Genomic DNA, 15058 nt, shown 5'->3' on the forward strand with positions numbered 1-15058 from the left:
ATCGATCGGCCCGCAGCACACGCAGCCGCTCGACGAACGCCAGAAACAACTGGAACTCGAGGGTGCCACTTGGTACGCGCTCGACCAGGGCTTAGTGCTCGATCCGGACGGCAAGTGGCCAGAGTCGGCCGCCGCCGTGGCGCTCGGCGACGGCACATCCGACGGTGCAGACTTGCGCCGCTGGCAAAAATTCCTTGATCAGCTAGACGCGCTGCGCCCCGAGCGCGCGCTTGACGGCATCGTGTTGGCAGTGTCGGCAGGAACCTTCCTGCAGCGCGATCCGGCACGATTGATGGCTCTAGCGCAGAACGCGTGCCAGCAACTGCGCAGTATCGAGGAGCGGCTCGAGTTCGCGCTGCCCGTCTACGTGGTAGTGACCGCCTGTGATCACGTTGAGGGTTTCAGCGCGTTCTGGCGCTCGCAGTCGCCGCAGCGGCGCACTGAGATGGTCGGATGGTCAGCGCCGAGCCAGTTGTTCGAGACGCCGCCCGAGCAGTGGGGCGCCGCCATCTTCGAGGCCATCGGTGCGCAATTGCAGGCACTGCAAGTGGAAACGGCGGCGCACTGCGAACGGATCCCCGAATACGACGCCGATCCAATGTTCCTCTACCCCCTGCGCTTCGCTCAACTGCAAATGCCGTTCGAGCAGTGGCTTGCCATAGTGTTCCAGGTCTCGGCCTGGGAAACCACGTTTTTTCTGCGCGGCGTCTACTTCACCGGCACTGTGGCGGGACACGGCGACCAAATCGAGCATCGCGACGGCCCACGCCACGACGTGGCGTTCGTGCGCGACCTGATCATCGACAAAGTTCTCGCCGAGAAACATCTTGCGCGCCCGACACGGGCCGGCGTCTGGTCGCGCAACCTGCTAATCAGGCGTGTGCAGTGGCTCGGCGTGCTCGGCTTTTCGGTGTTGGTGATCGCGTTCGCAGTTCGGGTTTGGATAATCGATTCCCGGATCGGACACGTGATACAGGCGCTCGAAAGGATGCAACAGTTGCAGGCGCCCGCGCCCGGCGCCGGCTGCATCGCGCAGGCCCCTGCTTACCAATTGATCGAACAGGTTGCACAGATCAATGCTGATGTGAGCAATTGGCTGCTGCCGGTGTCGCTGGTCGATTCACGCCTAAGCCGTCAGAGCGCGCGACGCGTGATCGACACCGCGTTCCGTAAGGTGATACTGCCGGGGCTTGCGTGCCAGTTATCGCAGCGCGCCGACAAACTCGGCTCAGAGGCAACCCGCGGTATCACGGCCGAGCTCGACTATTCGCAGGCGCTCCGCAATTTGAACAGCTTCGTGCAACGCGTGGATCTGTACGAGCGTAACGCCAGTCGCTTCCAACGCTTGCTCGGTAAGACACCCTACGCGAAAGACCGCGTGCCGCTGCCAAGCTTCTTCGATCTGCTCGAATACGCCTACCACACACCGGTACCACCCTACGTACGCAGCCGCCCCGGCTTGCTGCCGCTCACCTTAGCGGCGCTCACCGACGAGGATTTCACCGGCACGATCACCACCCCACCGCAGTTGAAACAGAATGTCAGCGATCACATCGCCGCACTGGCCGCGCAAGCGAGCATGCTGCTGCAGTCTGAATTGCGGGCCGGCCTGCCGCTGCTCCAGCAGTTGCAAGTGAAGGAGCAGCCAATCCTGCCACACGTGCAGCAGTTCACGCGCTGGTTGAACTGGATCCGCACAGAGTGGCTCGGCTCCAGCGCTGACAACAACCCAATCCTGAGCGTGCAAAACCAGTTGGTAGCAAGTCTCAAACCGCTCGTCACCGATTTCGGCTATCCGTCCTATCTTCAGTCGCAGGTCGGCACACAGTTCGACGCCGCGCATCAATACCCACTGGCAATGCAGACGCTCAACAGTCTGTCGCTGCCTGGCTACGGCGCACTGTTCGTCAACCTCAACGGACAGATCGCACTGAACCCAGCAATGCAGGGCGAGCTGACCGGCCTCAACGCGCTGAGCAGCCTCAGCTACATGTCCATGGCCCCTCTCACCGAGTTCAACTGCACGGGCAACCTCGCCAACTGGAGTCCGAGCCCGCTGAAGGACGCGAATCAGAACGTGGCAGACTACCAGAAGTTCCTGGCAGAGCCGACGCTGAAGGGAGACCGGCCCGACGCGCTTTATCGGCAGCTAGCCCGCTACCAGCTCGAACTGGCAGTCAACAACAACCTCGCACAAGCGCAGGCCGCCGCTGACCTCGCCATGAGCAGCACTGAGGCACAGTTGAGCGCCGACAGCGGTAACTTCGCCACGATCTCGCCGCTGGCGCTGAACATTGAGAAGCAGTTCCGCACGCTCGGCATGGACGGCAGTGCCACGCAACTCACGCAGTGCGCGCACCAGTACGCCAACGGTCAGCTCGGTCGCATCTCGCTGCTAGCCGATCAGAGCCAGCTCTACCAACCCAGCTACCTTCCCGCCTCGCAGGACCCAGAGGCGTACTTCTTCGATCTCGGCAGTACGCCGGTGGTGACCGACATGCTAGCGCGTCAGGTCAGCCGCGTGCAGGTTCTGGTTGGCTACGCCCAGCCATTCCTCACCTATCTTGGGCAGGCGGAGTCCTGGGCCTCGAGCGCCAGCGCTAACACCGCGAACGCAGCCTACTGGAACAATACCGCGAGCGAGATCAAACGCTATACCCAGGGCAAAGACACGAACTCGCAGCCGGCAGTGCTCGATAACCTGTTCCTGAAGGTGCTGTCGACGCTGCAGAACAACAACTGCAGCGAGCAACTGACCGCGTATTCATCGCCCCCGCTCGGCAACGACCTGTTCTCAAACTATCGCGGCCGACTCATGCAGAGCGTTCAGATGCGGTGCAAAGGCGAGCGCTACGCGCAGGCGCAAAACGCCTACCAGCCGGTGGCGAGTCGCTTCAACCGCGAACTGGCTGGCCGCTATCCGTTCGGTGCACTCGACGCCGACGACGCGGGTCTCGATGCCGTGAAGCGCTTCTTTACCGACTACGAAAGCCGACGCGCCGCACTCGAGAAGCAAGTGACGGGGCTGAAGGAGCCGTACTGGAAGAACGTGCGGCAGTTCCTGGCACAGCTCGACCAAGTGGACGCGTTTCTGCAGGGCAACATGGTGTCGACGACGGTGCCGGGCGACACCGCTGCCACAGGCAACGTGGCAGCCACCGCCGACGACGCCCCGCTCGTCAGCCTGAACGTGAACTTCCGCGCGCTGAAGCCCGGCGCGAACGGCAGCAACCAGATCAGCGAGATGACCCTAGTGTCGGGTACCAAGGGCGTCTCGTTCCCTAACGGTGGCAGCGCCATGGACTGGCAGTTCGGTCAGCCGCTGGTGCTCGACCTGTCGTGGGCTGGCTTGTCGCTGTGGCGACCGTCGCTGGCAATCACAGCGCCTGACCTGCAGGTGGACGGCAACACCGCGACGTTTGCCGCCACCGGCAACTGGGCGCTGCTGCGCATGATCGAGCGCCATCGCCCGGACTCGGAACCCGCCACCGATCCACGTGATGCGTCGCGCGCGCTGCTGCAGTTCGACGTGCCAGTGCTGCAGTCAAAGCCAGCCGGCAGTCCCGCCACCGACACCGCGCATGTGTTCCTCAGCATTCGCGTGTCGAACGTGAATGCAAAGACAGCAACGCCGCTAAAACTGCCGGCGGCATTCCCAATTTCCGCCCCCCAATGAACGCCATGACGACGAATTTAGCTCAGCTCGCCGACGCCGACCGGCATTTCCAGGCCACCCTTAACATCAGCCTAGACACGCTGCTTGCACCTATCAAAGCGGCGATGCCATGCGGGCGACCGGCGCGAGACAGTCCGAGTTACAGTCAGATCGCGCAAGAACGGCGCCACGACGACCCCAGCCTGCCGATGGGCGCCTGGCAGCGCGACCTGAAACGCGCCGACTGGCTCAAGGTTAGCCAGTTGATAACCGAGATGCTGATGTACGAAAGCAAGGACATACAGTTGCTTGCCTGGCTCTACGAAGCGCAGCTCAAGCAGTACGGCATCGCCGGCATCGCGCCAACCCTGGTGTTGCTGTGCGAGATGATCTCGCGATACTGGGATCACATCCATCCGTCTCCGAGCCAGGGTGACTACGAACATCGCGCCAACCTCATACGCTCGATCTCCGACAAGAATCTGGCGGCACTGCGGCTTGCACCGCTGATCCAGCTTGAGGACGGGAAGACTTATTGCTGGGCTGACTGGGAGCGCGCGCACTATCACGAACGCGCACGCGGCGGCAGCAGATCTGACGTAGACACAGAGAGCGCCACACTGGCACAACTGCAAGAGGCACTAGATGCCACCTCGGCCGCCGACTTCCTAGAGCTGCGTGCACGCCTGTCTGACGCACTGAACCGGATCGACGAAATGAACACGGTGCTCGATCAGCGTTTCGAAGGCGAAGCGCCTAGCCTGCACAAAACAACAGAACTGCTAGGGTCGATCCGTTCACTCGTCGACGGTGAACTGCACAAACAGGGCGTGCCGCTCAAACCACCGGCGGTGCACGAACCGCTCGCAGCGGGTGTTGGGCTGGACAGTGCGGAAACTTATACCGCGCCCCCCCCACCCGTAAGCGGCACGCCCGAGACGCTGGCTGTAGCAACCGCGGTCCGCGATCGTGCCGACGCCTACGCGCGACTCAAGGAAATCGCCGAGTTCCTGATCCGGCTGGAGCCGCATAGCCCAGTGCCATACCTAGTACTACGCGCCACCCTCTGGGGCCGCATGAACACGACCGAGCTATATCAGGAGGTGTTCATGCGATTGGGCGGACAGCTCAATATTTTTGAGATGGTGGGCATTGAAAGCGCACAGCCAAGTAATCCGTCCTAATGCACCACCGCGTCGCCTCTTTCGGGTCGACACAACCGCTCTCCGGACCGGGTCCGGAAAAGGAGATATAGATGGTTTTCCTCGCTAGACAAGCCGGCATGGAGCTCGCCCCGATGCTCGGCAATGGTTCTCGGTTCGCGTCGTCACGGTTTGCTTCGTCTACATCGCAATTCAGCTCACTGCTGTACACGCAAAAACGCAGCATCAGCTACGCATCCAAGGCTGCACAGCAGCATGTGGAGGCCCAGCGCATGCGGGCTCCCGAGGTCAACGAGATATTTTCCCGCATCGAAGACCACGAGCGGCAGCATCCAGGACGCCCAGAGCTTCACGTGCAATTAGGAAATCAGAACATCTACCAGCCTCAGAACAACACACTCACCGTCAAGATGTCGAGCCCGTATCCTGCGGGCGATCTCGCGCATGAAGGCCGCCATCGCCACGACGACAACCTTGGCCTGCTGACCGACGACTTGCTGATCCAAGGCGAGTTAAATGCCATCGAGTCTCAGCGCCGGGCCTCAAACCAAGCAGGCGAATCGCATCATCCGATCCTCAGTTGGAAGGAGATAGACGTCAAGCGAGCGTATGCCAAGCAATACGCTATCCCCAGCCTGCCGACGACGACGCCGGGCAAATCCTTAACCTGATCGGAGCAATCCGGATCAATCACGAACGCGTCGTCCTTGGGCGATGCAGGAGCAACCGGGATGTTAATGCATGCGCCGAAGGCCGACACGCACCGCCAGGCGTCCCCCTTGCCAGCAGACGCTGCCCCGCTCGCCGCTGCCATGCGGGCGCTGGACGCTGCAGACTGGCACTCGTCGAGCGTGCTTGTTTACCTGCCCTCTTTACTCAAGCACGCCGAAGCCCTCGCGCCGTCGCACCGCGCAGGCTGGCTGATCGGCCTGAATCGCTGCTGGGAACACCATCACGCCGCGTTCGACTCGGTAGCCAAGCGTACCTTGCTGACACTGGCAGCCGCATGGTCGTACTGGCCGCTCGTACTAGCCGTGGGCGACACCCTCACACCGTTCGAGCGACGTGAGCCTGACGTGCTTAGCCTAGTAGGCCACGCCTACCACCTGACAGGTGACGTTGACGCCGCGATCGACATGGCAGTGATTGCGCAGCTCGCCGAGCCGGGCCACCCAGGCCACGCAGCCGCCTATCGCAACCTGATCGCTTGGCGCAACTGGCGCCGCAGCTTGCTACCGATGCACAGCATCGGGAACGACGATGCGATGCTCTACCTCGAACCGCTCGGCCATCACCACGTCGCCGATTTCTGCTGGCAGTATTACGATCCAGCGATCGCCGAATGGTGCGGCCTGCCGCATTTCCACGAAGCCGCCGCATGGCACCGCTGGCTCGATGCCGGCTATGCCCAGGGCGACCAGCAGTTCGCGGTGATTCATCGTGCATGGGGATTCATCGGTAACGTCGGCCTTACACCGTATCGCGACATCGGTTTTTTTACTACTGGATCGGTCGCGATTTTCAGGGCCACGGCTTCGGCTCTAGCGCCGCGGCCCTGCTAATAGAGGCTGCGCATCGGCACCGCTGCATGCGCACTTGCTACGCCACTGTCTACGAGACCAACACCGCGTCACGCCGGGCACTGGAAAAGATTGGCTTCATTGATACAGGCGTCCGCGGCGCAGCGCCGCACGATAACCACCTGTTCTACCGGATCGGACAGCCGAATACACAAGCGCGAATCGCTTGCGAGTTGCATACCCTGACCGACTGGCTCGACCTCGACGTGCGAGCCGCAGTGCCACTGACTAGTCGAGATACATAAAAACAGACATTGAGTATAAACGCTACGACCATCCGTCCCATTATGTTTCAACCACGTGTACACAAGGAGATAGCGCATGAGCTTCAGACGCAAGGCAATGACCCTGGTTCCACCGATTGGTGGGTTCTTCCTGTCCGCCTTAAACCATCCCGATGCAAAAGTGCAGCGCACCGAGTTCAAGCAGCAAATCGCACACCACGATTCGCCGTATGGAGATGCCGTCAAGTTCGCGAACGACGGGCTGCTGGCGGCTAAGGTGCCCCTCTCGCCAATCGCAGGCGGTGCTATGAAAAGCGCAATGGATGCTATAGCGGAAAAACGCATGTCTAACACCACGGCGGCAACGTTTGCAGAAACGGCGGGATTCATGCACAGCGCTGGCAACGCCGCCTGGAACCTCGACGTGCGCGGGCTGGCCGCAGCCACGCTCGGAGTCATCGCTACGCCTCTGCGTGGCATCGCCGTCCATCTGCACGCCGCCGAGATACCGGGCACGCCGGAACACGATTACTACAAGAGCGGCCGCCATCTCAACGAATAGCCCCTGCAATCCGTACGCTCAGTGGCTGGCCAGCACTCATTGCACAAGCTAGGCGTTCAATCAGACTCGCGCAGTTCTGGCACGATCAATGTCTCGCCGCCCGTGCCGCCAACATCGCCATTGCGCGTCGACGCATCGCGTCCCGCCCCGTCGCCGTCCAGGCGCTCGCGCACCTCGCGCGGCAGCCGTTGCGTGAGGATGGTCTGCGCACGACGCGACAGTTCGACTTCAATCGCGACGAGCGGCTGTTGGCGCGGCGAGCGCCCCGCGCTGCCCGCGTGCTCGATGGTGGCGGCGCGCCGGTCCTCGTCGCCACCAGGACTACGCGTACCGAGCACCGGTCGCGTCGTGCCATTCGGCATGATTACCTCGACACGCTGGGCATCACCACGCAGGCGCAAAATAGGAGAAAATGATGTGTCTTTTCGCATGACGGCCCATCGGGTTTCAACATATTGGTGGTATATCTGCGCAACACAGAGCAACCGAAGCAGTCTCCTGCTGCTCGCGCGGCACTAGCACAACTTGCTTTTCTGACTGCCATCTTCTGATCAGGAGTAACTCATCCAATGGCACGCATCTATCAGACCAGCAACATGGGCGAGGCACATTTTCGCGTCAACCTATCCGACCGTGGCACCGCGGACCTGCTTGTCCACCGCGTCAATAGTTACGGGCTCGCGCACGGAGACGCACGCTGGTACATCACCCGCGACAAGCAGGAAGCCGACATCTGGCTGTACTTCACGAGCCTGGGCATGGCACAATTCAAGGTCTGTTTCGTCGACAGCTACGGTGAGGCGGGCTGGCAGCGGCCGCACCCGTTGCAAGGCCGCCTCACGCGCTGACCCCTTGGGAAATCACGCGTAGGCGCAACGCTTTATCAGCCGCCATCGCGCGGCGCATGCCACAGTATGCGGTTGCCGATCGGTATGCGTACCACCTCACCGCGCGCAAGCAGGTACTCAAGCGCTGCCTGCGTGACGTCGAGCGAGTGTTGCGCGGATTGCGCGCCGACCCAGAAATGGTGAATGCCTTCGACCGTGTCGGCCGCAACGGGATTCATCTGCAAATAATGCGCAATCTGGGTGGCGACGTTCTGGACCAACGCATCATTCATGGAACGTACCCTGCCATCGATAATTCGTAAAGCCAACAGCTTACCTCAATCGCTACGCCCAACTCAGTTTGAGCGATCCCGCACGAGACCATGCTTGCGCACCAGCTTCCCAAACGCGCTACGCTCTTCACCCGCGAGCCGCGCTGCCAACGACAGATTACCGTTGGCTTCAGCTAACAGTCGCCGCAAGTAATCGACTTCAAATCGGGTGATCATCGCTGAGCGCTCCGCCTTGAACGGACGTCCGGCAGTTGGCTCTGCTCCGCCGAGATCTTGCGTGCTGACCACGCTGCCGAGCCGCACAAAACCGTCCTCGCTCAACAGGAAAGCGCGATGTACGCTGTTTTCAAGTTCGCGCACGTTGCCTGGCCAAGTATGGCTGCGCAGATGCGAATACGAGGTGTCGTGAAAGCGCATCGCAGATTTTGTGTAGCGCGTGCGCAATCCATCGAGGAACGCCTCGGCCAACTCAACCGCGTCATCAGCGCGATCGCGCACAGACGGGATCCTCAGCGTCACCACGTCCAAGCGATACAGCAAATCGCGTCGGAACTGCCGTGCTTCCACCAGAGCGGCGAGATCTGCGTTGGTCGCAACCACCACACGTACATTCGCGTAGCGGATCTTGGTACCACCCACACGCCGGTAGCTGCCGTCCTGCAGGAACCGAAGCAACGCAGCCTGCGCCTTTAGCCCGAGCGCGTCGATTTCGTCAAAGAACAGCGTGCCGCCCTCGGCTTCTCCGATCAGACCGCCGCTGACAAGCTTGGCGTCGGTGAACGCGCCGCGTTCGTGGCCGAACAGCTCGCTTTCGACAAGCGCCTCCGGTAATGCGCCGCAATTAACAGGGACGAACGGCGCCTGACGGCGTTCACTGCAATAATGGATGGTCCGCACGGCGAGTTCTTTGCCAGTGCCGGTCTCCCCCAACACCGTGACCGGCACGTCAACACCTGCGATTTTTTCGATCTGACGCCTGAGGGCCTCCATAGCGTCGGACGAGCCGAGCATCTTGAGGTGGGTACACTGGTTCATACGCACTCCGAATCTGGTCGATTAACTGTTCAGAGACGTGCGATAGCGAACGTCATCTAGCAGTCGTTTATTTTATTTCAGCTGGTACGGATGCACTTCGATGTAATGCCGGACTGCTGCGCTTTCGATGCTCCCCGATATGGTCGCCGTTCACACGACACCTTGCATCATGCGCGAGCATAATCTTAATTTGGATTTAGCAAAGTGAAAAGACCTCTCTTTAATAAATCTCACAAATATAAACGATAAATGACATTGTCACACTCACGAACGCCAACTGACGGTCAAGAGTTAAAACTATCCCGCATCTTGTTCGTATTTCATGAGATCAGAAGTTTGTAAAAACAAAGCAAAAAAATTCATAAATGACCGCGTGCGCGCCAGATCTGGAGACGTTGGCGGTTAGTCGTCTAGCGCACTGGTTAGTTAAAGTGCAACGGAGGCCGGTGATATACCACCAGTGAGTGGCATCGCATGCTTTTTTAGCCACTGCGTCAACTGCTCGTGATGTTTGCACTCGCGGAAAGTTAACAAATAAATGGGTATTTCAATCGAATCCTTAAGCAGATCGTAACCGCGAGGAAATCGCCCGGATCGCCGCCCTCCCTGGAAAAGAAAGTCGCATCGAAATCTGAACCGCGACTTGCTATAGCATCACTGACTTGAACGCATGTCCAACGCTGAACAGATCGCCTAGCACACCCGCAAAAAGCTATTTTTTCGGGTCGAAGGCACATTGTATTGTAAGAATGCGATCCATTATTTCAAATAGCTTTCAATTTCATATTGTATTATCTAGGCACGGCATAAAATTTCTCTAACAATCGTTTGAAATTCTGTTAATGAAAAGTAAATTTATGGAAGAGCCTGGCACTCAAACAAGAAAATTGAGATTCGTCTATTCATTGAATAGAGAAATAATTCGCAGCATCTTCCAATATATTATTTATAATCATGCACTCCAGGTATTTGTCTATGCATTTCAGATCGTGTAATACAAGGCTGCCCTTATCAAGGAATTTCTCACAGCGACCGACCCATTTTTGCAGAGTCGACGCCTGCAGGCCCACACTTCAGTGACTTGTTCACATGCCTTATTACGACCAATTTTCATCTACTAACATATGCTCACCCGAGCTGCCATTGGTTGCGGCAGGAATGCGCGACGGTAATGCTGGCGGCATGGGCGAAAGCGCTGTATCGGTGATGAGGCGATGAAGGACTGACCGGCGCCCTGCTACCGGTCGCAGTGTCAACAGTGACGCCAGAGATGTGCCCCATCGGCGTGAGTCCAGAGTGCGTTTGAGGCTCGGTGCCAACTGGCGGAAGATGCTGACGTGAGCTTTGGGGAACACTTATGGGCTTTGAACTGCTCCCGGTTCCCATCGGCCATAACGGCGATTCTGAACGGATTGGAGGCGAGTTGCCCGGGCGGTTAGGGCCCCGCGCCGCTACCATTGTATCGGCGCTGTGTGCGTTCCCTCCTCCTGAGACGTTGAATCGTCCGCCACCAGCAGGCTGTGTTTTCCTCTCCCCACAACGAGATCCTGGTAGCATCGTTTCTCCCAGCGCCCGCGTCTGAAATGACACGATGTATGCAATTTCCTCGCCAGTAGCTCAAGGGCAATTCAGGACGCCGCTCTTCAGCCGAGAAGCGTTGTTCTGTGCGGCCGTAGCGCGTTGTCGCGTGTACTCGGTTTGCACGAGGGACCGGGGCAAGAAATCACCCACAGGGTTAGAAAACACTCACCCACCGTAACTGATTCGAGGATGCGCTCACTGCGCGGCTATCGGAAAGCCTTGACCTCCCCCTCAGTTGCCGTTATTCGCATATCTCCCTCGGAGGATTACGAAACGCGTTAGCGAAATTAAAGGACCATTTCAACGCCCTAGCAAAATTATCGGACAAGACGTGAATTGCTGCGTTGCGTAATCGAAACGCCTCCACCGTTCAACATTACGTGCTCAGCCTTGCTGCGCTTGCCCTTCCGCGCTATTTTCCCGTTAGCAGTATCGCTGGACGCTGACACTGCTAGTAGCATTAACGAACAACAACAGCTGGTCAGGAAAACGATCGCGGATCGACGACCCCGCGCATTACGACGAAATGGTTACTGTCGGTACCGAGTGCGAAGAATCACCAATCTTCCAGGTCAGTAATCCCATTTGAAGTGATGACAATACGCAAGCCCTTGGGTAGTGCATGCGTAATACCGTCAGACTCACTCACCTGCACATCATTCACCGTTACGGGAACAGGCCCTAGCATCAGCGCGCTAATTTCATCAGTCACACGGCCAATCTCCTCATCAGAGGCCACTAGGTCATCGTCTGTGGCGAAAACCTCATCGCCTCGCTCTATTCGCCAGCGACATTGGATGTGTAAGGACCATGCTCTCGCCACTTTTCTCTTAACAACGTTGGAAGGGGTCAGTAGCGATTTCTCTACCGGACTGTCGACAAAACTGGTAATACGGTTGATTTCCTGCTACGAGCCCGCCGGGACAAGGCTGCCGCGCAGTCTTATTTCGAGAGGGCAATCGCGCTGAACGGCGAACCCGAGACCGTGACAATCGATAAGACCGGATCGCACCTCGCAGCGTTGAAAGCGATCAACGCCAAGCGGGAAATGCCGATCAAGATGCGCCAGGAAAAGTGTCTAAACAACATTGTCGAACGGGATCACCGCGATCAAACGTCGAACGCGGGCAATGATGGGCTTTAAGACTTTTCGTTGCCCATGTATTATTCTTGGTGAAATCGAGACCATGCACATGATTCGCAAAGGTCAGCTGAACGACTGCGCTGAGGCACCCTCCCTCGCTCGGAAATTCAACTACTTATATTAATAAGCATTACTTATATATTATTTCGTCACCCAGTTCTTATTGCGATAGAACCAATTTGTTTCTGGTCGAGGAATGCCCCGTGATGACGTCGCAGCGCTTAATGCGTTTGTCAGCAACGTGCCAATATTATCGATAGACCTTGGGCGAGACCGCCAAGCACGTGACCGGTCAGTGATTTCAAATCGACAACGGAGTGCACGGCATATTGCCGCGCTGCTTGCGGCCGATGCAATCAGACGCTTTTACGGAGAACATCGCACGCGGCTTAAACAATGCGAAGGGTCGACTGCTGAGCAGGCAACGCTCTAGTTTGCAAGAGTGAGCCCTTGCAGTACGGCTCCTCGCCCCTATCACTTCAGTGCTTACGTTACGCACGGCGGCCACACTGATCAGGCACTCGATCCAGCCCAGAAGCCCGTTAAGGGGACCAAGTGGTCTGGACATGGAAGGCCGTTCGCGTGGCGATGTCTTGCGCTAGCGTGGCATTACGGCCCCATTTCCATCACGGAAGCCGCTCACACGACATTCTGTTGGACATGGCACAAGATCCTTTCCCCAATATTCAGTCACAAAACCTTGCTCATCGCCGTAAAGAAATTGAATGGAACCTTACCGATCTCGTGCTGCGGCATCCGGTCCAGCAGAACCACGGCGCGCGCAAAAGTCTCGACTTGCTGGTAAGCATAATCCGCATCAAGTCGATCGAGGCCGCCCCCCGGCAGGATCTGACACAGATAATCAGGAATCGGGCAGCTTGAAATCGTCGCGATGCCCGAGGCATAGAGCGGCTGCCCCTCACCAAGCATCGCCTGCGCGGCAAGCGGCGCGAGGGTGAGTGCACGGATTTTCGTGCGTCCTTGTGCAGCCTTTACATAGACATCGTTCACCGCCTTGTTTGCAGTGTAGATCATGTCTAGTTCCAGTCGCCCGGTCGGGGCTGGCCTGCCTATCGCAGGATTGTCTCGCCACTCCATGCAGCCGAGATGCTCGATCGTTACGCCGGCAACAGCTTTCGCGTGACCGTCCTTGCCGTCCCATAGATCGGGATGCATCTCGAGCCAGGTCGCGGTCGCCTGCTGGCCGTCACGACCAAATTGCGGAATCTGGAAATGTCCCGTGACCAGCACGAACACCAAGGTACGGTTACGCGCCGACAGCGGCCGCCTTGAGAAATAGCGGGCGAGCGCCAGAACACCGGCACCACCATTCTCCTCGCAGGCATTGGGACCGTCGGTGTGGGTGTTGACGATGATCGTCTCAGCGGGGTTGCTGCCGGGCAGAACGGCGTAGATCGTCTCGCTCGGCACTTCCTCCAGCGTCGCCTCAAGAACGAGGCGGCCGTGCAACCCACGCGCAGCGGCAGCCTTGATCCGAGCACCCTGGGCTTCCGTCACCCATATCGCGGGGATGTCGCGATAAGGCGTTGTGAAGGGCAACACCTGTCCCGCCAATTGTTCCGCCGAGACGCCCTCAAATACGCAGACGACCCCCAGCACGCCGCTCTCGCGCGCCTTGTCGATAGGCACGCCGAGCAACCCGGTGAGGAGCGGCGTCGTCATGGATTTGGGGAAATCAGTGCCTTCAGGCAAGTGGCTACGCCGATTGGCCGCGATCTTGAGCATCGTCGCGGTCAGGTCACGGCGCTTGACGGTGACGACCGCTATCTTGCCGCGCGCCTTACGGAACGAATGGACCTTGCCGTCGAAAAAAATCATCTCGCCAGATACACCATCGGACGTTGTGCATCCCGAATAGGGATAAGGCGCGGCCACATCGATCCCTTCGCCATCGGACAGGACGAACTGGGTCGATTGCGGAGTCCAGCGGCGCATCCTGAGACGATCGCGCTGGACATCGAGCCCCATTGCGTGCAATTCCCCGGCAAGGAAATCGACTGCACACGCTTGCGCAGAACTACCAGTCAGCCGCGGGCCGAAGTCGTTAAGGCGCTTTACCCAGCCCCACACCTTCGCTTGCGATGGCAGTCCGGACAACCCTCCGCTATCGCGCTGGTTGATGCCGATCCTGGCGAGCGCGCTCGTCACCTTTTCCCCAACAAGCGTAGCCAGCCCAACAATGAGAAACTCCTTACGACTGATTGCCATCTTATTAATCTTCCTCGATATGCCTTCGCCTCGTTTCCACGTAAAACAACTCACGCCGTTTTTTGCATGAACTCGTAATCGCATCACATGCGGCACACAATCGATGACGGGATATGCTGGCAATTTTAAAACCCTTCAATCCAATCGACCGCATTCACTCTCGCCTGCTCCAATGTTTGATACCGACACCGTAACATTTGCTCGGCTTTCAAGATACCCGTTTTCCACCGCAGCAACGAACATACCCAGTCGGCACGCCGCCGCGTTCTGACTGGAAAGAGCTGGCCAGACGCGTTGGTGCTTTCCTAAGATCATCTGTGTAGCAATTAATTCGGTACGTTTTTGTCGCCCATCTCGACTCTCGCCCTCGGTTCAACAGACTATGGCGTACGTCGTTTCAAGGGAAAATCAGTTACGCGGGTTCTAACGGGCATCGGTGCTCGATTGCTCACGGAACACGATCGTGTTAACGATATCTATTACCAGTGCAATACTTATTGCGTAAGCGTCCACCCAAGGCATCTTTCGTCGCGACATGAACGTGCTCATGCTGTCGGATTTTTCGACGGATGCAGACGATGGAAGGTAAGCAAGTGGTACCCGTGACGCCGCGCACTGCGCGACGCAGTTTCACCAAGGAATTCAAGCGAGAGCTTGTGCGCCAGTCCATGCTGCCGGAGGTTTCTCGTGCAGCTCTGGCCTTGGCCAACGGCGTCAACGCCAATCAACTGGCACGCTGGTGTCGCGAGCATCAGCGTGCCGACC

Annotated in this window: 13 protein-coding genes and 1 pseudogene; 9 read left to right on the forward strand and 5 right to left on the reverse strand. The window is 58.5% G+C overall.

All coding sequences use genetic code 11. The features are described from left to right. From WM40_RS24385 to WM40_RS24410, 6 genes are all read left to right on the forward strand, one after another. Nucleotides 1-3676, forward strand: a 3676-nt coding sequence (locus WM40_RS24385; RefSeq protein ID WP_046154254.1) for a type VI secretion system protein, incomplete at its 5' end; no start/stop codon positions are given. Between the two features lie 5 nt (nt 3677-3681). After that, complete coding sequence (tssA, locus tag WM40_RS24390) at nt 3682-4839, forward strand: type VI secretion system protein TssA (protein ID WP_036011411.1); 1158 nt, start codon at nt 3682-3684, stop codon at nt 4837-4839. A gap of 71 nt (nt 4840-4910) precedes the next feature. Further along, a complete protein-coding gene (locus WM40_RS24395) occupies nt 4911-5489 on the forward strand; it encodes a hypothetical protein (protein ID WP_157685112.1) in 579 nt (192 codons plus the stop codon). A gap of 60 nt (nt 5490-5549) precedes the next feature. Next, nucleotides 5550-6380 carry a GNAT family protein gene (locus WM40_RS24400; protein ID WP_046154255.1) on the forward strand — a complete coding sequence of 277 codons (831 nt, stop codon included), beginning with the start codon at nt 5550-5552 and terminating at the stop codon, nt 6378-6380. Further along, entirely contained in the window at nt 6374-6643 is a 270-nt protein-coding gene (locus tag WM40_RS24405; protein ID WP_236693682.1) for a GNAT family N-acetyltransferase, read from the forward strand. Before WM40_RS24400 ends, WM40_RS24405 begins: the two co-directional genes overlap by 7 nt. Nucleotides 6644-6719: 76 nt before the next feature. Next, nucleotides 6720-7184 (forward strand): hypothetical protein, encoded by a 465-nt coding sequence (locus WM40_RS24410; RefSeq protein ID WP_024904524.1) that lies wholly within the window; start codon nt 6720-6722, stop codon nt 7182-7184. Nucleotides 7185-7240: 56 nt separating this feature from the next. Here the strand turns inward: WM40_RS24410 and WM40_RS24415 are convergent, their stop codons facing one another. After that, nucleotides 7241-7615: a hypothetical protein gene (locus WM40_RS24415; RefSeq protein ID WP_024904525.1), complete on the reverse strand. Its 375-nt coding sequence runs from the start codon at nt 7613-7615 to the stop codon at nt 7241-7243. A 138-nt stretch (nt 7616-7753) separates the two neighbouring features. Between WM40_RS24415 and WM40_RS24420 the strand changes: the two genes are divergently transcribed. Continuing rightward, the gene (locus WM40_RS24420) at nt 7754-8032 is read left to right on the forward strand and encodes a DUF6150 family protein (RefSeq protein ID WP_024904526.1); all 279 of its coding nucleotides are present in this window, start codon (nt 7754-7756) and stop codon (nt 8030-8032) included. Between the two features lie 35 nt (nt 8033-8067). On the opposite strand, the gene WM40_RS24425 is transcribed toward WM40_RS24420, so the two are convergent. From WM40_RS24425 to WM40_RS30400, 3 genes are all read right to left on the reverse strand, one after another. Continuing rightward, a complete protein-coding gene (locus tag WM40_RS24425; RefSeq protein WP_024904527.1) occupies nt 8068-8304 on the reverse strand; it encodes a hypothetical protein in 237 nt (78 codons plus the stop codon). Nucleotides 8305-8367: 63 nt separating this feature from the next. After that, the gene (locus WM40_RS24430) at nt 8368-9339 is read right to left on the reverse strand and encodes a sigma 54-interacting transcriptional regulator (protein ID WP_046154257.1); all 972 of its coding nucleotides are present in this window, start codon (nt 9337-9339) and stop codon (nt 8368-8370) included. Nucleotides 9340-11476: 2137 nt separating this feature from the next. After that, nucleotides 11477-11632 (reverse strand): hypothetical protein, encoded by a 156-nt coding sequence (locus tag WM40_RS30400; RefSeq protein ID WP_157685946.1) that lies wholly within the window; start codon nt 11630-11632, stop codon nt 11477-11479. Nucleotides 11633-11776: 144 nt separating this feature from the next. On the opposite strand from WM40_RS30400, the pseudogene WM40_RS24435 reads away from it, so the two are divergent. Further along, nucleotides 11777-12188, forward strand: a pseudogene (locus WM40_RS24435) (IS6 family transposase); the annotation flags it as partial. A gap of 566 nt (nt 12189-12754) precedes the next feature. Here the strand turns inward: WM40_RS24435 and WM40_RS24440 are convergent. Next, nucleotides 12755-14293, reverse strand: a complete 1539-nt coding sequence (locus WM40_RS24440) for a zinc-binding metallopeptidase family protein (RefSeq protein ID WP_201779179.1) — start codon at nt 14291-14293, stop codon at nt 12755-12757. Between the two features lie 578 nt (nt 14294-14871). Here WM40_RS24440 and WM40_RS24445 point away from each other — a divergent pair. Further along, nucleotides 14872-15058, forward strand: a 187-nt coding sequence (locus tag WM40_RS24445; RefSeq protein ID WP_046154258.1) for a transposase, incomplete at its 3' end; no start/stop codon positions are given.

This window comes from Robbsia andropogonis, from assembly GCF_000970345.1.
GTDB classification, from domain to species: domain Bacteria; phylum Pseudomonadota; class Gammaproteobacteria; order Burkholderiales; family Burkholderiaceae; genus Robbsia; species Robbsia andropogonis.

Coding starts and splice junctions, on each gene's coding strand:
- tssA (WP_036011411.1), top strand. CDS start 3,682: ATGACGACGAATTTAGCTCAGCTCGCCGACGCCGACCGGCATTTCCAG.
- WM40_RS24395 (WP_157685112.1), top strand. CDS start 4,911: ATGGTTTTCCTCGCTAGACAAGCCGGCATGGAGCTCGCCCCGATGCTC.
- WM40_RS24400 (WP_046154255.1), top strand. CDS start 5,550: ATGTTAATGCATGCGCCGAAGGCCGACACGCACCGCCAGGCGTCCCCC.
- WM40_RS24410 (WP_024904524.1), top strand. CDS start 6,720: ATGAGCTTCAGACGCAAGGCAATGACCCTGGTTCCACCGATTGGTGGG.
- WM40_RS24415 (WP_024904525.1), bottom strand. CDS start 7,615: ATGCGAAAAGACACATCATTTTCTCCTATTTTGCGCCTGCGTGGTGAT.
- WM40_RS24420 (WP_024904526.1), top strand. CDS start 7,754: ATGGCACGCATCTATCAGACCAGCAACATGGGCGAGGCACATTTTCGC.
- WM40_RS24425 (WP_024904527.1), bottom strand. CDS start 8,304: ATGAATGATGCGTTGGTCCAGAACGTCGCCACCCAGATTGCGCATTAT.
- WM40_RS24430 (WP_046154257.1), bottom strand. CDS start 9,339: ATGAACCAGTGTACCCACCTCAAGATGCTCGGCTCGTCCGACGCTATG.
- WM40_RS24440 (WP_201779179.1), bottom strand. CDS start 14,293: ATGGCAATCAGTCGTAAGGAGTTTCTCATTGTTGGGCTGGCTACGCTT.